This is a genomic window from Uliginosibacterium sp. sgz301328 (assembly GCF_041807905.1).
Classification (GTDB): Bacteria; Pseudomonadota; Gammaproteobacteria; order Burkholderiales; family Rhodocyclaceae; genus JBGVSA01.
The window spans coordinates 293,920-312,096 of record NZ_JBGVSA010000001.1; the positions used below are offsets into that span (position 1 = coordinate 293,920).

Here is an 18,177-nt window from a genome sequence, read left to right on the forward strand (position 1 = left end):
ATGAGCAAAGCATATTTCCTGACGGGTACCGACACCGAAATCGGCAAGACGCACACCGCCTGCGCGCTGCTGCATGCCTGGCGCAATACGGGGCTGAGTGCCGTCGGCTACAAGCCGCTTGCGGCTGGCGCGGAACGTGTGGGTGACGAATTCGCCAACGAAGATGCCGTGCGTCTGCATGCGGCGAGTTCACCTGGCTTCTCGCTCGCGGAGATCAATCCCGTGTGCCTGCCCGAACCGATCGCTCCGCACATCGCCGCCGCCAACACGGGCGTGCGTATCGATCTGGCAACGATGCTCGGCGGCTACGCCCAGTTGCAGTCGCGCGCCGATCGCATTCTCGTCGAAGGCGTGGGCGGCTTCTGTGTGCCGCTGGACGACGACCGCGACACGTCGCACCTGGCCATGGCACTGGGGCTGCCGGTGATCATGGTGGTCGGCATGCGGCTCGGCTGCCTTAACCATGCGCTGCTGACGGCCGAGGCAATCGAAGCGCGCGGCCTGCGGCTCATCGGCTGGATCGCCAACGCCATCACGCCGGACATGCCATATTTGGAGGACAACGTCGCCGCGCTGCGATCGCGGCTCGCAGCGCGCTGCCTGGGTGTGCTGCCGCACGGACTCGAACCCGGTCAAGCCGCCGCGCATCTGACGCTGCCGGCGTAAGGCCGGGTGGTACCATAGGCCGTTTTTCACCTGCAGGACATCACCATGAAACGAGCGCGTTTCGGACGCCGCAGCGGACTGCCCCGCGAAGCCGAAGAACTGATCTGGCTGGCGAGTGGCCGGGCCGATTCGGGCAGCCGCACCGAAGACGTTTTCTGGGAGTCGCGCCTGGCACAGGCTATCGACAACCTGCTGCACGAAGGCGCCGAGGACACGCTCAACGCTGCGCTCGATCACCTCTATGCCCTGCCGCGCGGCTACGACGAACTGGCCGACATCCTCGAAGCGCGCGCCGAGACCGGCACGACCGAAGGCGACGGCCCGCAGGTTTTACTCATTGCCGCTCCCGTACTGGCGTGGTCGCGCTTCTCGATTCCATCGAGCACCATTCCCGCAGCCCTGCTGGCGAATCTGCGCGTCCATCTCGCCGCGCACGTGCTGGCGGGCGATGTGTCGTTCGCGCTCGCCAACGTACTGTTCAGCCCCGACCAGTTGCCTCAGGGCTACTCTGAGACCGCGCGCTTTGCCGCAGAACTGGGCGCGGCCGCCGCCAAAGGTGCCAACCTCACGATCAACACGGCCGACCTGCCCGAGACCTCGCGCTTCCTGTCCGACGTGCGCTATCTGCTGGCCGCCGTTGTCGTGAAGCCGGGCGGCGCCATCTTCCGCTGGCAGGAAGCCGACTGCACGCGCGAACAAGCCGCACGGCAATGGGCAAGCCAGGGGGGTGCCGCGCTGTCGACGCTGCTCGCAGGTTGCGCCACCGAACTGGTGCTGCCGGACGCCTACTTCGCTGCCAGCCGCGAGGCCGACCGCGCCTCGCGCCCCTATTCGATCCGCGCCTCCGTCGCTTTCCTCGCAACGACGCTGGACGTTCCCCCTTCGGGTCTGCGCGCCGTGGTCGCACCGTTCTACGAAAATCAGCTCGAAGAGTTCCGCATCGCCTTCACGACCGCGCAGGACGATGCGGTGGTGCACGGCGTGGTATGGCCGCTGATCGGGGCCGAGGACGATCGTTCAGAGATCGCCTCGCAGATCGAAGCCGCGCTGCGCGAATGCGGCGTGACCAGCATCGTCCAGTTGGACAATCGTTTTCCGATGGAATATTGCGACGACTGCGGCGCGCCCATGTACCCCACGGCCGATGGCGAGACCGCCCACGCGGAGCTACCCGAAGACATGGCCGAACAGGTGCCACGACATCTTCACTGACGCACCCAAGAGGGCGGCCGAGGCCGCCCTTTTCATTTGGTGTCTGGTCCTCAGGCGCGCCCGCGCGCCATCTTTGGCGATATCCCGTAACGCCGCCGGTAAGCCGTCGCAAAGTTCGCCGGACTGAGATACCCGGCCAGCTCTGCAGCTTCCCCGACGGTCACACCATATCGCTCCAGCGCAAGGCGCGCCGTGTCCAGCTTGCGTTCGCGCAGGTAGGCGAACACCGTCATGCCGAAGGCCGCACGAAAGTCGCGCTGCAGGGTATTGGCGTTGGTACAGGCCTCGCGCGCGATGTCTTCCAGGCTCATGCCGTCGCAGGCGCCGCTATCGAGCATTTCGCGCACGCGCCGCACGCGCGCATGCGCACGCGGCACAAGGCGTGCCGGCTGCGCGTCGCCGCCATCGTCGGTAAGTACGCGCAGCGCCTCGGCGGCCAACTCAAGCGCGTGGCTTTCAAGGTACAGCCCCTGCAACATCGGCGAGAGCGCCGGCGGGTGCACGAGTTGTGAAGCGAGTGCCAGCATGCGCGCCGACGGCTGCCAGCGACGCGTAGCGAGATGGTTGCGCGCAAAGTTGCACACGCGCCTGTAGTCAGGCGTGGCCGCAAGGCCGCCTTGTTCGAGCCAGTCCGGGCTGATGTTGACGCTCACCTTGCGAACGTTGTCGCCCTGGTTGCCATGACGCACCAGGATTTCGGGCTCGGCGCGCGCCACCATTACGCCTTCGACGGTTTCACCTTCGTGCGTGCGACGCGGGCCGAGCACCAGATCGCGGCCACCGAGCGTGACGTCCACGTGCCCCTGCAAAAACAGGTAGCAACTGATGCCCTGCCGCTGCACGACTTCAGTCGTGAGGTCATGCGCGGCGCTGGCGTCGGTGGCATGCAGGATCAGGCCCGAGCGCAGGCGCACCAGGCGGTAATCCCCACGCAGCGCGACGCCGCTTTCGGCCGCCACGCTCGGGCGCAGCACGCGGAAGCGTGAGCCCACCAACCGGGCCATCACGGCGAGGTCTTCGCCACGAACGATGTTTCTTTCGGCCCGGCTCGTCAAATCCATGTAGGTCACTCCTCCCGCAGCGATGGTGCCAGCGCCTCCGAACAACTGCGGGCAGCCCGGGGCGGAATTCGCCCGCGCAAAGATGTTCGTCGTTCCCGCAAACGTTTTTGTTGCGAAGCAATGAGACACTACGCTCCGCGAGCCATAAACGCAAATCATTCTCAATTGTGTTAGAGTCAAAACCTCAAAGCCATGCGTAAATCCCGTCCCGTTTCTCCGCTGCAAGCATCGCCCGCCTTCCGCCTCGCCGTAGTCGCTGCCGCCGTCGCCGCCCTCTTTCCGCTCGTTGCGGACGCCCAGGAAAAAACGCTCGATCCAATCGTCGTATCCGGCCAGCAAGCCTCGCCGGAAGGCTACGGCAGCGGCGCCGCCGATATCGGTGGCAAAGGAGTGGTGCCGCTCAAGGAGATTCCGCAACCGGTGAGCGTGATCACGCGCGAACGCATCGAAGACCAGAACATGGTCCGCCTCGAAGACCTTGCCCGCCGCACCACTGGCATGTTGGTGCTGGCCAACGACCAGGGACGTTCGTCGATTTTCGTGCGCGGTTTCGAACTCGACGCTTATCTCGTCGATGGCCTGCCCTCGCCGTTGTCGAGCATCTACGGCTCGCAACCCGACCTGTCGATCTTCGACCACGTTGAAGTGCTGCGCGGCCCCGCGGGCCTCTACAACGGCGCAGGCGAGCCCGGCGGTACGGTCAACCTCGCCCGCAAGCGCGCGCTGAAGGAGTTCGCCGTCAGCGGCTCGCTAGCCTATGGCTCATGGGACGCCGTTCGCACCGAAGCGGACGTGACCGGCTCGCTCAATGCCGATGGCAGTGTGCGCGGACGCGCGGTCGCCGCCTATCAGTCGAAGAACTCGTTCGTCAATATCAATGACAATGAAAACGCGACGGCCTACGGCACGCTGGAAGTCGACCTCTCGCCGCGCACCACGCTGTCGCTGGCGCTGACCGGCGCAAACAGCAACGTCACCCCCTTCAACGGGCTGCCGACCACCGCAACGGGCGAGTTGATCGACTTCGATCGTTCCACCTTCATCGGTGCGCAGTGGAATCGCTTCAAGAACCAATCGACCGAAGCTTTCGCGGAACTCGTGCATCGTCTCGACGGCGGCGGTGAGCTGAAGGGCTCGGCGCGCTACGTCGACCGCTCGGTGGACTTCAAGTACGCCTATGCCGGCAGCGCAGTGAATGCAGCTACCAACACGGTCTCGCGCACGGCGATCGCGCGTCAGTTCGACGAGCAGTCGCTGGCCGCCGACGTTCGTTGGAACCAGCCCTTCAACTGGCTCGGCCAGCGGCACAGCTTCATCGTCGGCGCCGACTATCGCCAGTACGACCAGACCACGCTGCAGGGCAGTTCGACGGTCGCGGGCAGCACCGATGTGTTCAACCCGACCTACGATTGGCCGGAACCGAACATCGTGCTGTCCAGCCGCACCAAGGTGCAGCCCGTGCAATATGGTCTCTACGGCACGGTGCGCATCAAACCGTGGCAACCGCTCACGCTGATTGCGGGCGCGCGTCTGACCAAGTACGACAACACCACGACCAACCTGTCGACCGGTACGAGCACCAGGGCCGACGTCGACACGCAGGTCACGCCCTACGCGGGTATCGTGTATGACATCAGCAAGAGCTGGTCGGCCTACACGAGCTACACCAGCATCTTCCAGCCGCAGACCGCGCTCGATGCCAACAACCAGGTGATCGATCCACGCGAAGGCCACAACATCGAAGTGGGCCTGAAAGGTGAACACTTCGGCGGCAAGCTCAATTCGCAGATGTCGATCTATCGCCTGCGCGACAAGAACCGTGCGGTGGCGATCCCCGGAACAACCTATTCGGCGCCCACCGGCGAAGCCGAGGTGAAGGGCTTCGAAGCCGAAATCTCGGGCACGTTGGTGCCCGGCTGGGAGCTCTCGGCCGGCTACGCCTATACGCAGACCGAGTACATCTCGGGCGCGGTGGGCCAGGCCGGACAGACCTTCTCGACCTACACGCCGCGTCACAGTGTGAATGTGTGGACGCGCTACGACTTCCAGGGCGGCGTGCTGCGTAACGCCTATGTCGGCGGCGGAGTGCGCGGCATGAGCAGCTTCTACAACCTGTCCGGCAATTACCGCATTGAACAGGACGCCTACGCCGTGTTCGACGCGCTGCTGGGCTACCGCTTCTCGCCGAACGTGGATGTCTCGCTTTCAATCAACAACCTGTTCGACAAGAAGTACTACCAGCGCGTGGGCAGCACTACGGTCTTCAACTTCTACGGCGAGCCGCGCAGCTTCTGGCTCAAGACCGCGCTGAGATTCTGATGCCCGGGGATCACGAAAGCAGCCCACGCCCGCGCCCCTGATCCGACGATGACTCAACCGGCGCGGCACCGTTTGCAGCGGTGTCGCGCCAATTGCGTGGAACCAGCGAACAAGATGAAAAAACTCTTTGCCTGCCTGATGCTCCTGTGCAGCAGCGTTACGAACGCCGCTCCTGTCGCGCTCCCCGATTCCGAACAGATCAGCCTGCACTCCAGGCACGTCGGCAAGGACTACCGCATTCTCGTTGCACTACCCGAAGCGCCGCCTCCGCCCGGTGGCTATCCGGTGGTGTACGTGCTGGATGCAGAGCTTTACTTCAACACCGTCGTCGAGACGCTGCGCATCCAGTCGCGCCGCCCGCAGGCAACCGGCGTGGTGCCCGCGCTGGTGATCGGCATCGGCTACCCGGAGGACGAAAACGCCATCGCGCGCCGCGCCGTCGACTACACGCCGGCACCAGTGGCCATGCCGATCCCCGAAATGAGTGCTGCCATGCGCACCACGGGCGGTGGCGCGGACGCCTTCATTGCGTTCATCGACGACGAACTGCGCCCGCTCATCGCCGCGCGTCACCCGATCGACACGCGGCGGCAGGTGATCTTCGGCCACTCGCTGGGCGGCCTCTTCGTGCTGCACGCGTTGTTCAGCAAACCGTCGATGTTCTCCCACTACATCGCCGCCAGCCCATCGTGGTGGTGGAACGAAGCAATCATGACCCAGGAAATGGCCCGCTTCGAAACTCTGCCAGCGAACGCGGCCCAAGGACGCGCCCTGTTGCTGACCGTTGGCGAATTCGAACAGAAGCCCAGTCGCTTCTCCGACAACATGCCGGGCGGCATGGCCACGCTGCAAAAGCGCCGCATGGTCGACAACGCACGCGAACTCGCAGCACGTCTGCAAGGCTCGCGCGGTTTGCTGGCACGCCTGCTGGAGATCGAAGGCGAAAACCATCTCTCCAGCCTGCCGCAGGCGGTCAATCGCGGCCTGCGATTCGGCCTCGCCCCCTGACCCGCCACGCGCACGCTCCACGCAACACGTCATACGCATTCGAAAGGAAGCTCCATGCTACGTTTCTTCGCCGCCACACTGACGGCCGCGCTGTTCACCACCCAGTCCTTCGCCGTCGACGTCGTCGACCTTGCCGGTCGCAAGGTTTCGGTGCCGGACAAAGTGGAACGCATCATCCTGGGCGAAGGCCGCTATATGCCGACGCTGGCGATTCTCGATCGCCAGGACCCGACGCAGCGCGTGGTGGGCATGATGGGTGAATTCGAGCGGCTCGATCCGGCCGGCTATGCGCGCTTTGTGCAGCGCTTCCCCAAGCTCGCCAAGATCCCACGCATCGGCCGCGCCAGCGAAGACAGTTTCAGCATCGAGCAGGCCATCGCACTGCAGCCGCAGGTGGCCATTTTCGGCATTGAAGGCCACGGCCCCGCGTCGACGTCCAAGGAAGTCATCGACCGTCTGCAGGCCGCCGGCGTGGCAATCGTGTTCATCGACTTTCGCCGCGACCCGCTGGGCAACTCGGTCAAGAGCATGAATCTGCTTGGCCGCGTACTGGGCCGGGAGAAGGAAGCCAGCGACTTCGTCGCCTTCTATGAAGAACAGATGCGCCGCGTCACCAGCCGACTGGCAAGCGTGAAGAGTACGCCAACGGTGTTCCTGGAAAGCCGCGTCGGGCTCACCGACGCCTGCTGCGAGACCATGGCACACGGCATGATGTCCGGCTTCATCGATCGTGCGGGCGGCGACAATATCGCCAAGAAGGTGGTGCCGGGCGAAGTGGGCACGGTCAACCTCGAATACCTGCTCACGCAGCAGCCGCGCTATTACATCGGCACCGCCGTGGGCGCGCTCGACACCGTCGACAAAATGCCCAACCGCATCGTCCTCGGCGCAGGCGTGTCGCCGGCCGCCGCGCGCGCTTCATTGGTACGTGCCACCCGCCGCACCGGCATTGCGAACCTGAGCGCCGTGCGCGAAGGCCGGGCGTTTGCCATCTGGCATCACTTCTACAACTCGCCCTTCAATGTCGCCGCCGTCCAGGCCATCGCCAAGTGGCTGCATCCGGAACAATTCACCGACCTCGATCCGGATGCAACCTTGCGCACGCTGTATCAGCGCTTCCAGCCCTTTGAGCTCGACGGCACCTACTGGATCGGCTTGAAATGACATCGCAGCCAGCCACCGCCAGCCTGCCCGCCGCATCCGGTCTCATCGCGCGTGCTTACGCACGCATCAGCGCACGCCGCGCGGCCGTACTTTTTGCATTCACTTGCGCGCTGCTTGTGTCGCTGGTGATCGATATCGCTACCGGGCCATCGTCGTTTCCGATCGGAGACATCCTGCGCGGGCTGATCGATCGCGCCTCGCTGTCGGTGAGCCAGGGCGTCATCCTGTGGGATGTGCGCCTGCCCTACGCCGTGATGGCCGTGCTCGTTGGCGCAGCGTTGGGGCTGGCCGGCGGCGAAATGCAGACTGTGCTGAACAACCCGCTTGCCAGCCCATTAACGATGGGTGTGTCGGCCGCTGCGGCCGTCGGTGCATCGGTGGCGCTGGTGCTCGATCTGCACATCCCGGGCGTGAGTGGCAACTATCTCGTCGCCTTTAGTGCTTTCGCCTGCGCGGCGATCACGACGCTGTGCGTGCAATTGCTGGCCCGCGCCTTCGGCGCCTCGACCAACGCGGTCGTGCTGTTTGGCATCGCACTCACCTTTGCACTCAATGCGCTGCTGTCGCTCGTTCAATTCATGGCCGACAGCGACACGCTGCAGCAGATCGTCTTCTGGACCATGGGTGGGCTCACGCGCGCGACGTGGGACAAGATCGCCATCCTCGCTGTCGTATTCGTTATCTGCGGGGCGTTCTCGTTGCGCCGCGTGTGGGCCATGACAGCGCTGCGCGCGGGCGAAGAACAGGCGCGCAGCCTGGGCGTGGCCGTCGAACGCCTGCGCCTGGTCACACTGCTGCGCGTCAGCCTGCTCGCGGCAGTAGCCGTTGCATTCGTCGGCACCATCGGCTTCATCGGGCTGGTCGCACCGCACATGGCGCGCATGACCATGGGTGAGGATCATCGCTTCTACCTGCCCGGCAGTGCGCTGGCCGGGGCACTCGTGCTGTCGCTCTCGTCCATCGCCAGCAAGCTGCTGGTGCCCGGGCTGATCGTGCCGGTGGGCATCGTCACCGCGTTGGTGGGCATTCCGATGTTCATGGCACTGATCGTGCGCCAGCGGGGGAATCTATGATGCAGGGCCTGATCGTCAACGCGCTGCACGCCGGCTACCGCCGCCGCGAGATCATCAGCGGCATGGATTTGCCGCCCGTCACAGACGGCTCGCTCGTTGCGCTGCTTGGTGCCAACGCGGCCGGCAAATCAACGCTTCTCAAGGCCATCGCGGGATTGGTGCGGGCAGGCGGCCGCATCGAACTCGATGGCGAAGCGCTCGACCGCCTTCCGCATGCCGAGCGTATGCGGCGCGTCGGTTATCTGCCGCAGGCGCTGCCGCAGAGCACTTCGCTGGTGGTGTACGAAACCCTGCTCGCTTCTGCGCGTGCCACGCGGGCAGAGGTCGGCCGCGAACAATCCGACGCTGCCATCGAGACCGTGCTCGACACGCTTGGCCTGCGCGACCTTGCCCTGCGCCGGCTCGATGAACTGTCGGGCGGTCAGCGCCAGATGGTCGGCCTGGCGCAGGTGGTAGTGCGTGCGCCGCGCCTGATGCTGCTCGACGAGCCTACCAGCGCGCTCGACCTGCGCTGGCAGCTCAACGTACTGCAGAGCGTGCGCAACCTGACACGAGAGAGCCGCTGCGTGTGCATGGTAGCGATCCACGATCTGAACCTCGCACTGCGCTACAGCGACATGGTCGTCGTCCTGCACGAAGGCCGCCTGCTCGCAGCGGGAGAGCCCGCAAAGGTCATGAACAGCGACGTGCTGCGCGCCGCCTACGGCATCGAAGGCCGGGTCGAAGCATGTTCCTACGGCTATCCGATCGTACTCGCCGACCGCGCAGCCTGAAGTAACAAAAACTACAACCGGAGCGCCCCATCATGAAGACCTCGCAAGCCAGGCTCGCCACCCCGCTCGCACGCCGCTACCTGACAGCATTGTGTTCACATTTCACCCGCAAGATTCAGGTCGAGTACACCGACGAGCGCGGTGTGGCGACCTTTCCGCAGGGCGTGTGCGAACTGTCGCTCGACGGCGATGTATTGGTACTGAAGTGTCGTGGCGCCGATGATGATGCGCTGGCGAGCATCGAGCGCGTATTGAGTCTGCATATGCGCCTGTTCACGCGGCGCGACCCGGTGACGTTGGAATGGCGCCGCGACGAGGTCGAAAAATAGGCTACGAGGACTGGATTCGCAGCGCGCTATAGCAATGGCGCACCGCAACATAAATATTTTTGCTGGGATACTGGTTTTTTCTTATGCCTGACCCTGTGGAACCATTCACTTTCCAACAGACTTGGCTAAAATCGGCCACTCTGTAGTCTGACGGTGCGGCCCCTGCCCCGCAGGCATTATTTGAACTAGACGCCGTTCCAACAAGGATCACCCGATGTCTCTCAGCGTCCGGCTCGCGCCGCTCGCACGGTTTGGAGTGCTGCTGCCCACTCTGGCGTGGGCCGTCGCACTGGCCATATCGGCCTGGGTCGCTGCTACGTGGTATTGGCGCCTGGCCGGGCCTCGCCCGGAACAATCCACCTATACGAGCCAGACCGATCCCGCCGCCGCCGCGCGGGAAATCGCCGCGCGCCACATGTTTGGCGAAGCGCCCAAGGCACCGGCGCAGGTCGTCGAGGCAAGTCGCTTCCAACTGCTCGGCGTGGCTGCCAACTCCGGCCGTTCGCGCGGCTTTGCGGTGATCCAGGTCAGCGGCCAGACGCCGCAGCCGGTCATCCAGGGCGAAGAAGTCATGCCCGGCGTGCAACTCACCAAGATCCTGCCGCAATCCGTGGAACTCTCGGTCGGCGGCGTACCGCAGACCATTCGCCTGGCCGACCCGTCGGCAGGTGCCGTGCCGCCTCCGCCGCTGCCCGCGACGGCCCCGGCGCCTCAACCGCAACCCGCACCGGCGCCGCAACCGGCCAATGCGCAACCCGCGCAGTCGCCAGCAGCCGAAAACCCTGAAAACTGATGAGCAAGCAACTCGTGTCAACCGTTCACGCAAAAACTGCCGCTTGCCGCCTGTTGGCGTGCGCGCTCGCCGTCCAGACCGTCTGGACGCCTGCTCTGGCCCAACAGACGCCCGCCGCTCCCGGCGCCACGGCCGCCACCGCGCAGACCACCGGATCGGAGACCGGCGAGACCGTCTCGCTGAATTTCAACAACGTCGATATCGATGCCGTGGTGCGAGCCATCGGCAAGATCTCGGGCAAGAATTTCATCGTCGATCCGCGCGTCAAGGGCACGCTCAATATCGTGACCAACCAGCCGGTGCCGCGTGCGATGACGTATTCGATCCTGCTCTCGGCGCTCCGCCTGCAAGGCTATGCAGCGGTCGAAGGCAACGGTGTCGTCAAGATCGTGCCGGAAGCCGACGCCAAGCTGCACGCCGTGCCGGTCGGCAAGGATCGCGCAAACACCGCCACCACGGGCGACCGACTGGTGACCGAGGTATTCCAGATCCGCAACGAATCTGCCGCCCAACTGGTGCAGGTGGTGCGCCCGCTGGTGACGCCCAACAACACGGTGTCGGTCTATCCGGGCAACAACACGCTGGTGGTCACGGACTACGCGGAGAACATCGCGCGCATCGCGAAGATCATCGCCTCCATCGACGTGCCGCAGGGCGACGCGCAACTGCTGCCGTTGCGCAATGCGTCCGCCGTCGATCTGGCCAATACGCTCAACCGTCTCTTCAATGACGGTGGCCAGAGCGCGGACGCCAGCCAGAAGATGACCATCCTGGCGGATTCGCGCAGCAACTCGCTGCTCATCCGTTCGGAAAACCGCTCGCGCCTGCAGGCCGCACGCAGTATGGCGTCGCAAATGGACCAGCCTGGCATGGGCGGCAACGTCCGCGTGATCTACCTGAAGAACGCCGACGCCACCAAGGTCGCCGCCACGCTGCGCGCAGCCATTTCCGGCGAGAGCAGCGGTTCCGTGAATGGTGGCAGCAACAGCACCACCAGCAATAACACGAACAACCAGAACCAGAATCAGACCAACACGGCCAATACGACCACGACGAACAATTCGAGCGGCTCGAACATTTCGGGGGGCAACGGCGTGTTCGCCGACGCGGCGAATAATGCGCTCATCATCACCGCGCCGGATTCGGTCTACAACAACCTGCGCGGTGTGATCGAACAACTCGACCGTCGCCCTGCCCAGGTGTACGTCGAAGCCCTGATCGCTGAAGTCAGCTCCGACCGGGCAGCAGAAATCGGCATCCAGTGGCAGACCGGCATCCCATCCGATGGTGGCACGACCGTGTGGGGTGGCACCAACTTTGGTTCGGGCGGACAGAACATCATTCAATTGTCCAAAGACCCGACCCAAGCGTCGAACGGCCTGAACTTCATCGTCGGCAGCGGCCCGGTGACGGTCGCTGGCGTGACCCTGTTCAATCTGAACCTGCTGGCACGCTTTCTCGAAACCGACACCAACAGCAACATCCTGTCGACGCCGAGCCTTGTGACCGTCGACAACCAGGAAGCCAAGATCGTCGTCGGCAAGAATGTGCCTTACGTGACCGGGCAATACACCAACACAGGCAGCGGCTCGACGAGTGTCAACCCGTTCCAGACCATCGAGTACAAGGACGTCGGCCTGACACTGAAGATCAAACCGCAGATCACCGAAGGCGGATCGATCCGCATGGAGATCTATCAGGAAGCTTCTTCCATCCTGACAACGACCAGCGTCGGCCCGACGACGTCCAAGCGCTCAGTGCAATCGGTGGTGATCGCGGACGACGGCTCGATCGTCGCGCTCGGTGGGCTGGTCGAAGACAGCTACGCTGACGGCCGCGACAAGGTGCCGCTGCTCGGCGACTTGCCTTATCTGGGCTCGCTGTTCCGCTACGACACGCGCCAACGCAACAAGACCAACCTGCTGATCTTTCTGCGTCCCAAGATCATCCGCACGGCGGAGGACGCCAAGGCCATCACCCAGAGCCGCTACGACTACATCGTTGGCAAGCAGCAAACGCTCGACAGCAAGGATCGCCTGATGCGTGGCGAAGACTCGCCCGAGCGCATGCCGCCGGCATCGAACCTCGGCGCACCGGCCATCGCGCCCGCCATCGTGCCGACGGACCAACCTGCCGCGCCGACGCCCGCACCGACGCCGGTCAACTGAACATGGCTGCATTGACCCTGCCCTACATCTTCGCCCGCACGCACGGCGTGATGGTCGTCGACAGCACCGAGGATTCGGTCGAGCTGCTGGTGCGCGACGACATCACGCCCACGGCGCTGGCCGAAGCACGCCGGGCTCTTGGCCTGCCGATGCGCCTGACGCGCGTGGCGCGCGGCACCTTCGACGCGCGACTGGCCGACGCCTACGGCCAGGGCGACGCCAATGCATCCGACGTCGTTGACGACATCGGCCAGGACGTCGACGTCTCGCAGATGATGCAGGACATCCCGGTCGTCGAAGACCTGCTGGAAACGCAGGACGACGCGCCGATCATCCGCATGATCAACGCGCTGCTGCAGCAGGCCGTGCGCGAGAAGGCGTCCGACATCCACATCGAACCGTACGAGCGCTACTGCCTCGTGCGCTTTCGTCGCGACGGCACCCTGACCGACGTGGCGCGCCCGCATCGGGCGTTGCACGCGGCGATGGCTTCGCGCATCAAGATCATGGCGCAGTTGGACATCGCCGAAAAACGCCTGCCGCAGGATGGTCGTATCGCCTTGCGCCTGGCGGGCCGCACGGTCGATGTGCGCGTGTCGACCGTCCCGACCGCCCATGGCGAACGCATCGTGCTGCGTCTGCTCGACAAATCGGGCCAGCAGTTGGGGCTCGAAACCACCGGCATGGCAGCCGACACGCAGGCCGGCTTCCGCGAGTTGCTGGCGCACCCGCACGGCATCGTGCTGGTCACCGGCCCCACCGGCTCAGGCAAATCGACGACGCTGTACGCAGCGTTGCGCGAGATCGCAGGCCCCACGACCAACATCGTCACCGTCGAAGATCCAATCGAATACGACCTGCCCGGTGTCGGCCAGATCCAGGTGAACTCGCGCATCGAACTGACGTTCGCCAAAGCGCTGCGTTCGATCCTGCGCCAGGACCCGGACGTCATCATGATCGGCGAAATCCGCGATCTGGAAACCGCGCAGATCGCGGTGCAGGCCAGTCTTACCGGCCACCTGGTGCTGGCCACGCTGCACACCAACGACGCCGCATCCGCCGTCACCCGCCTGATCGACATGGGCGTCGAGCCCTTCCTGCTGGCATCGAGCCTGCGTGGCGTGCTCGCGCAACGACTGGTGCGCCGCCTGTGCCCGGAGTGCCGCACCTCGCGTCCGGCCACCGATGTCGACCGCGAAGTGATCGGCGACGACGCACCGGATATTGTCTGGACGCCGTCTGACACCGGCTGCCCGGCATGCGGTCGCACGGGTTACTCCGGCCGTACCGGCGTCTATGAGCTCCTGAGCCTCGACGGAGACCTGTCGCAGCTCATCCACGACAACGCACCCGAAGCGCAACTGCGCAACGAAGCCCGCCGTCGCGGCTTGCGCCTTTTGCGCGAGGACGGCATGCGGTACCTCGCCGACGGCGAAACCTCGGCCGAAGAACTGCTGCGCGTCACGCGCGACTGACGCGGGGAGACTGCATGCCCGCCTTCAGCTATCGCGCACTCGATGCCGCCGGCATCGAAACCAGCGGCAACCTCGAAGCCGACAACGCCCGCCAGGCGCGCACGCTCCTGCGCGAGCGCGGACTGTTCCCGACCACGCTTGAAGCGGTCGGCGGCGGCAAGGGGCCGGCTCGTCATGCGCGCATCCGCATTGCCGAACTCTGCCTGATCACGCGTCAATTTGCCGCCCTGCTCACCTCGGGGCTGACCGTCGAACAGGCGCTCAACGCATTGTCGGAGCAGGCCGACAAGGCCAGCACGCGCGCCACGCTCGCTGCCGTGCGCAGCGAAGTCGTCGCGGGCCATTCGTTGCGCGCAGCGCTCGATCGCTTCGGCAACACTTTTCCGCCCATCTACCGCGCCACCGTGGCAGCGGGCGAAAAGTCGGGACAACTGGCACAGGTCATGACGCAACTGGCGGACTATATCGAACGCCAGGACGCCCTGCGCCGCAAGACGCTGCAGGCGCTGCTCTACCCGGCCATCGTGGCAACCGTGGCGATCCTGGTCGTCATCGGCCTGATGACCTATGTCGTGCCGCAGGTGGTGGAAGTCTTCCAGCAGGGCAAGCAGGCATTGCCACTGCTCACCCGGGTGATGATCTTTATCTCCGACTTTCTGCGCAGTTGGGGCTGGGCGCTGCTGGTGGCGTTGATCGCGGCATTCGCGGCCTTTCGCTACGCTTTGCGCGATGCAGCCGTACAGCGACGCTGGGATGCGTGGCTGCTGAGCCTGCCGATACTCGGGCGCCACCTGCGCACGCTCGACACCGCGCGTTTTGCCAGCACGCTGGCGATTCTCGTCTCGAGCGGCGTGCCGCTGCTGTCCGCACTGGACGCCGGCCGCCAGATCATCGGACGCCTGCCGCTGCGCGATGCCGTGGGCGCGGCCGCCGACAAGGTGCGCGAAGGTATGGGGCTGTCGCGCGCGCTGCGCCAATCGAACGCATTCCCTCCGCTGCTGATCCACATGATCTCCAGCGGCGAAGCCACCGGTGAGCTCTCGCAGATGCTCTTCCGGGCTTCACAATTGCAGCAGACCGAGGTGGAAAACCGCACCGCACTGCTGACCACGTTGCTCGAGCCCCTGCTGCTGCTCTTCATGGGGGGCACCGTGCTGCTCATCGTCCTGGCGGTGATGCAGCCGATCATCGAGATCAACACGCTATTGAAATGAGCTCGTCCCGGGCCTGAACAGGAGACTGACACATGACATTGCAACGCTCGCTCGCACGACATACCCGTCGCACCGCACGCGGCTTCACGCTGGTCGAAATCATGGTGGTGATCGTGATCCTCGGCGTGCTCGCCGCCCTGATCGTCCCCAAGATCATGGAACGCCCCGACCAGGCGCGCGCCGCCGCGGCGCGCCAGGACATCCACACCATCGTCGAACAACTCAAGCTCTACAAGCTCGACAACCGGATGTATCCGACCTCCGAACAAGGCCTGATCGCGTTGGTGCAAAAGCCGTCGACCGAGCCCGTCCCCTCGGGCTGGAAGAAGTACCTCGACAAGCTGCCGAATGACCCCTGGGGCCATCCGTACCAGTACATCAATCCGGGCCTGCACGGCGATGTGGATGTGTTCAGCCTGGGCTCCGACGGTGAAACCGGCGGCGAAGGCGCGGCTGCCGACATCGGTTCGTGGGACTGATCCAGCGCCCCTTCCTCGCGTGCGCACGTCGTGGCGCACGCGGCTTCACCCTCATCGAAGTGATGGTGGTGCTCATCATCATCAGCGTGATGGCCACTGTCACGGCGATCTCCATCGAAGGCATGCAAAAGCGCGAGGCTCAGCACGAGGTCGACCGCCTGCGCCGCGTGCTCGAAATCGCCGCTGAAACGGCCACCGTACGCGGCAGCCCGCTGGCGGTCGACTTCCTGCCCAACGGATATCGCTTCTCGGCGCTCGACACCTCGGGCGAATGGCACCTGCTGTTCAATCCGCAAACCCTTCGCCAGCGTCCGTGGCCGAACGGCGTTTCGGTCGAATCGCTGGAAATCGACGGGGTGCCCGTCAAGCCACCGTTCCGCTTGCAATTCGGCAGCGAATCGCCGGAATTCCGCCTGCGCCTGCGCACCGAGGACGGCACGCGCACGCTCGTCGGCCTGATGTCCGGAGCGGTGGAATTCGAAATCCCCCGCCCCGCCAACGGATGAGCCGGCCCATGAAGCCCATGCGCCGCCCACGCGGTTTTACCCTGCTCGAAACGCTCGTCGCCCTGGCGATCCTCGCCGTGGCGCTGACGGCCGCCTACCGAGCCATAGGGGTCGCCGCCGGGCAGGCCGGCGATGTGCAGGATCGCCTGCTCGCCGAGTGGATCGCGCAGGACCGCCTGGCCGAACATCGTGCGCTGGATGACTTCCCCGAGGTCGGCGCGAAAGAAGGCCAGGTCACGCAGGGCGGTCGCCTCTTCCGCTACCGCGAAGAAACGACGGCGATGAACAACGGCTTGTTCCGTCGCATGGACGTGCGCGTGTATCGCCCGGGTGAAGAAGCGCCGCTGGCGCATCTGACCGGCCTGATGGCAAGGGAGGCGAACTGATGCGCACGCCTCGCGCCGCACGCGGCATCACGCTCATCGAAGTCCTGGTGGCCATCACCATCTTCGCCATTCTCGGTGTGATGTCGTATCGCGCCATCACGCAGGCTGTCGACAGCCGCGAGCGACTGGAGACCGAATTCAACGACTGGCAGCGCCTGGCCCGCGCCTTCGGCCGGCTGGACAATGATTTCCAGCAGGCCGCCACACGCTGGACCGGCAGCGCGGCCCGCGCCACGCCCGCCATGCAGGTGACGCGACAGGACGACGGCTCCATGCGCATCGTCTTCTGGCGCATGGACACCGAACAGGGCGCGCGCCTGTCGGGCTTCGAGATCAGCAACGGTTACCTCGATCTGCTGCGCTGGCAGAACACCGACCGTACGCTGGCACCCAAGCGCGAACACCTCATCGGCGGTGTGCGCGCTGCACGCTGGTCGTACATCGCGCAGGGCAGCAAGAACTGGACGCAGGACAAGTGGCCGCCGACCGAAGAGCGCGGCACCGAACTGCCCCTGGCGATCCGCCTCGAACTCGACCTCGACAAATTCGGAACCATCAGCCGTGTCTTCGTCCTCCACTGATCCGCGCCGCGCCCTGCCCCGTCGCGGACGCGGCGGCGCAATCATCATGGCGATCCTCACCGTCGCGCTGGTGGCAGGCATCGCCACGGCCATCCTCGGCGACTATGGTCACGCGGTATCGCATCTGTCCGGCCGCCACGACCAGGCACAGGCGCGCTGGCTGGCACGTGGTGCCGTCGACTGGGCGCGCAACGTGCTGGAAAGCCTCTATCGCCGCGGCGGCGCGAATCGCGTCGACACCCTCGCGCAGGAATGGGCGATCAAGGTACCGCCCACACCGGTCGATGAGGGTGAAGTCTCGGGCGAAATCGTCGACCAGTCGGGCCGCTTCAACGTCAACAGCCTAGTCTCGGATGCCGGCGTCATGGACACCACCCAGGTGGCGATCTTTGTGCGCATGCTCGTCGCCCTCGGCACCACCGAGGCCCAGGGCACCGGCATGGCCCACGCCCTGGTCGACTGGATCGACCCGGACGACACCCCCGTCAGCGCCGCCGGCGCGGAATCGAACTGGTACCGGATGCAAGGCAATGGCGCAAAACTGCCGCCCCAGGCGCCCTTGCTCGACGTCGCCGAACTGGCCGGTGTACGCGGCTTCGACGCTGGCATGTTGGAACGGCTCAAGCCCTACGTCACCGCCCTGCCCGGCACATACGCCAAGATCAACGTGAACACCGCGGCGCCCGAAGTGCTGGCCGGGTTCATCGACGGCCTGGACATCGACACCGCCAAGGCCATCGTCGCGGCCCGTCCGCTCAAGGGCTATGCGACCATCGAGGAATTCACGCGGAAGCTGCCATCCACGGCCAAGTACGACACCAACAAGCTGGTGCTGACCAGCATGTATTTCCTCGCCACCGGCCGCGCGAGCTGGGGCGATTCGGTCACGCGCATGGAAGTGCTGCTCAAGCGAGAAAAAGCCCGTCCCGATATCGTGTGGCAGAAAATCCTTTAACGCATCGATCCATCC

General features: G+C 65.0%; 18 protein-coding genes. 17 read left to right on the forward strand and 1 reads right to left on the reverse strand.

Going from position 1 to position 18,177, the window contains the following annotated elements; translation table 11 throughout:
• Together bioD and ACDA63_RS01315 are read left to right on the forward strand one after the other, a co-directional pair.
• Window positions 1-666 carry a dethiobiotin synthase gene (gene bioD / locus ACDA63_RS01310; protein WP_373661348.1) on the forward strand — a complete coding sequence of 222 codons (666 nt, stop codon included), beginning with the start codon at window positions 1-3 and terminating at the stop codon, window positions 664-666.
• Between the two features lie 45 nt (window positions 667-711).
• Window positions 712-1,878 carry a DUF2863 family protein gene (locus ACDA63_RS01315; protein ID WP_373661349.1) on the forward strand — a complete coding sequence of 389 codons (1,167 nt, stop codon included), beginning with the start codon at window positions 712-714 and terminating at the stop codon, window positions 1,876-1,878.
• Between the two features lie 50 nt (window positions 1,879-1,928).
• On the opposite strand, the gene ACDA63_RS01320 is transcribed toward ACDA63_RS01315, so the two are convergent.
• Window positions 1,929-2,939 (reverse strand): helix-turn-helix transcriptional regulator, encoded by a 1,011-nt coding sequence (locus ACDA63_RS01320; protein ID WP_373661350.1) that lies wholly within the window; start codon window positions 2,937-2,939, stop codon window positions 1,929-1,931.
• 192 nt (window positions 2,940-3,131) lie between these two features.
• Between ACDA63_RS01320 and ACDA63_RS01325 the strand changes: the two genes are divergently transcribed.
• From ACDA63_RS01325 to gspK, 15 genes are all read left to right on the forward strand, one after another.
• Window positions 3,132-5,258: a TonB-dependent siderophore receptor gene (locus tag ACDA63_RS01325; protein WP_373661351.1), complete on the forward strand. Its 2,127-nt coding sequence runs from the start codon at window positions 3,132-3,134 to the stop codon at window positions 5,256-5,258.
• Window positions 5,259-5,372: 114 nt separating this feature from the next.
• A complete protein-coding gene (locus ACDA63_RS01330) occupies window positions 5,373-6,266 on the forward strand; it encodes an alpha/beta hydrolase (protein WP_373661352.1) in 894 nt (297 codons plus the stop codon).
• 54 nt (window positions 6,267-6,320) lie between these two features.
• Window positions 6,321-7,430, forward strand: coding sequence for an ABC transporter substrate-binding protein (locus ACDA63_RS01335; RefSeq protein WP_373661353.1), 1,110 nt, complete (start codon window positions 6,321-6,323; stop codon window positions 7,428-7,430).
• Window positions 7,427-8,503: a FecCD family ABC transporter permease gene (locus tag ACDA63_RS01340; protein ID WP_373661354.1), complete on the forward strand. Its 1,077-nt coding sequence runs from the start codon at window positions 7,427-7,429 to the stop codon at window positions 8,501-8,503. The genes ACDA63_RS01335 and ACDA63_RS01340 overlap by 4 nt, the downstream gene beginning before the upstream one ends.
• Window positions 8,500-9,276 carry an ABC transporter ATP-binding protein gene (locus ACDA63_RS01345; protein WP_373661355.1) on the forward strand — a complete coding sequence of 259 codons (777 nt, stop codon included), beginning with the start codon at window positions 8,500-8,502 and terminating at the stop codon, window positions 9,274-9,276. Before ACDA63_RS01340 ends, ACDA63_RS01345 begins: the two co-directional genes overlap by 4 nt.
• Window positions 9,277-9,308: 32 nt before the next feature.
• Window positions 9,309-9,605, forward strand: a complete 297-nt coding sequence (locus tag ACDA63_RS01350; RefSeq protein ID WP_373661356.1) for a DUF2218 domain-containing protein — start codon at window positions 9,309-9,311, stop codon at window positions 9,603-9,605.
• Window positions 9,606-9,819: 214 nt separating this feature from the next.
• Window positions 9,820-10,398 (forward strand): type II secretion system protein N, encoded by a 579-nt coding sequence (locus tag ACDA63_RS01355; RefSeq protein WP_373661357.1) that lies wholly within the window; start codon window positions 9,820-9,822, stop codon window positions 10,396-10,398.
• Window positions 10,398-12,566: a type II secretion system secretin GspD gene (gene gspD, locus ACDA63_RS01360; protein ID WP_373661358.1), complete on the forward strand. Its 2,169-nt coding sequence runs from the start codon at window positions 10,398-10,400 to the stop codon at window positions 12,564-12,566. The genes ACDA63_RS01355 and gspD overlap by 1 nt, the downstream gene beginning before the upstream one ends.
• Window positions 12,567-12,568: 2 nt before the next feature.
• Window positions 12,569-14,041 carry a type II secretion system ATPase GspE gene (gene gspE, locus ACDA63_RS01365; RefSeq protein ID WP_373661359.1) on the forward strand — a complete coding sequence of 491 codons (1,473 nt, stop codon included), beginning with the start codon at window positions 12,569-12,571 and terminating at the stop codon, window positions 14,039-14,041.
• A gap of 14 nt (window positions 14,042-14,055) precedes the next feature.
• Entirely contained in the window at window positions 14,056-15,255 is a 1,200-nt protein-coding gene (gspF, locus tag ACDA63_RS01370) for a type II secretion system inner membrane protein GspF (protein WP_373661360.1), read from the forward strand.
• A 32-nt stretch (window positions 15,256-15,287) separates the two neighbouring features.
• On the forward strand, window positions 15,288-15,734 hold the full coding sequence (gene gspG / locus ACDA63_RS01375; RefSeq protein ID WP_373661361.1) for a type II secretion system major pseudopilin GspG: 447 nt from the start codon (window positions 15,288-15,290) through the stop codon (window positions 15,732-15,734).
• On the forward strand, window positions 15,725-16,240 hold the full coding sequence (locus ACDA63_RS01380; RefSeq protein ID WP_373661362.1) for a prepilin-type N-terminal cleavage/methylation domain-containing protein: 516 nt from the start codon (window positions 15,725-15,727) through the stop codon (window positions 16,238-16,240). Before gspG ends, ACDA63_RS01380 begins: the two co-directional genes overlap by 10 nt.
• Before the next feature lie 8 nt (window positions 16,241-16,248).
• Window positions 16,249-16,626, forward strand: a complete 378-nt coding sequence (gene gspI / locus ACDA63_RS01385) for a type II secretion system minor pseudopilin GspI (protein WP_373661363.1) — start codon at window positions 16,249-16,251, stop codon at window positions 16,624-16,626.
• The gene (gene gspJ, locus ACDA63_RS01390) at window positions 16,626-17,207 is read left to right on the forward strand and encodes a type II secretion system minor pseudopilin GspJ (protein ID WP_373661364.1); all 582 of its coding nucleotides are present in this window, start codon (window positions 16,626-16,628) and stop codon (window positions 17,205-17,207) included. Before gspI ends, gspJ begins: the two co-directional genes overlap by 1 nt.
• Window positions 17,188-18,162: a type II secretion system minor pseudopilin GspK gene (gspK, locus tag ACDA63_RS01395; protein ID WP_373661365.1), complete on the forward strand. Its 975-nt coding sequence runs from the start codon at window positions 17,188-17,190 to the stop codon at window positions 18,160-18,162. Before gspJ ends, gspK begins: the two co-directional genes overlap by 20 nt.
• Window positions 18,163-18,177 lie beyond the last annotated feature (15 nt).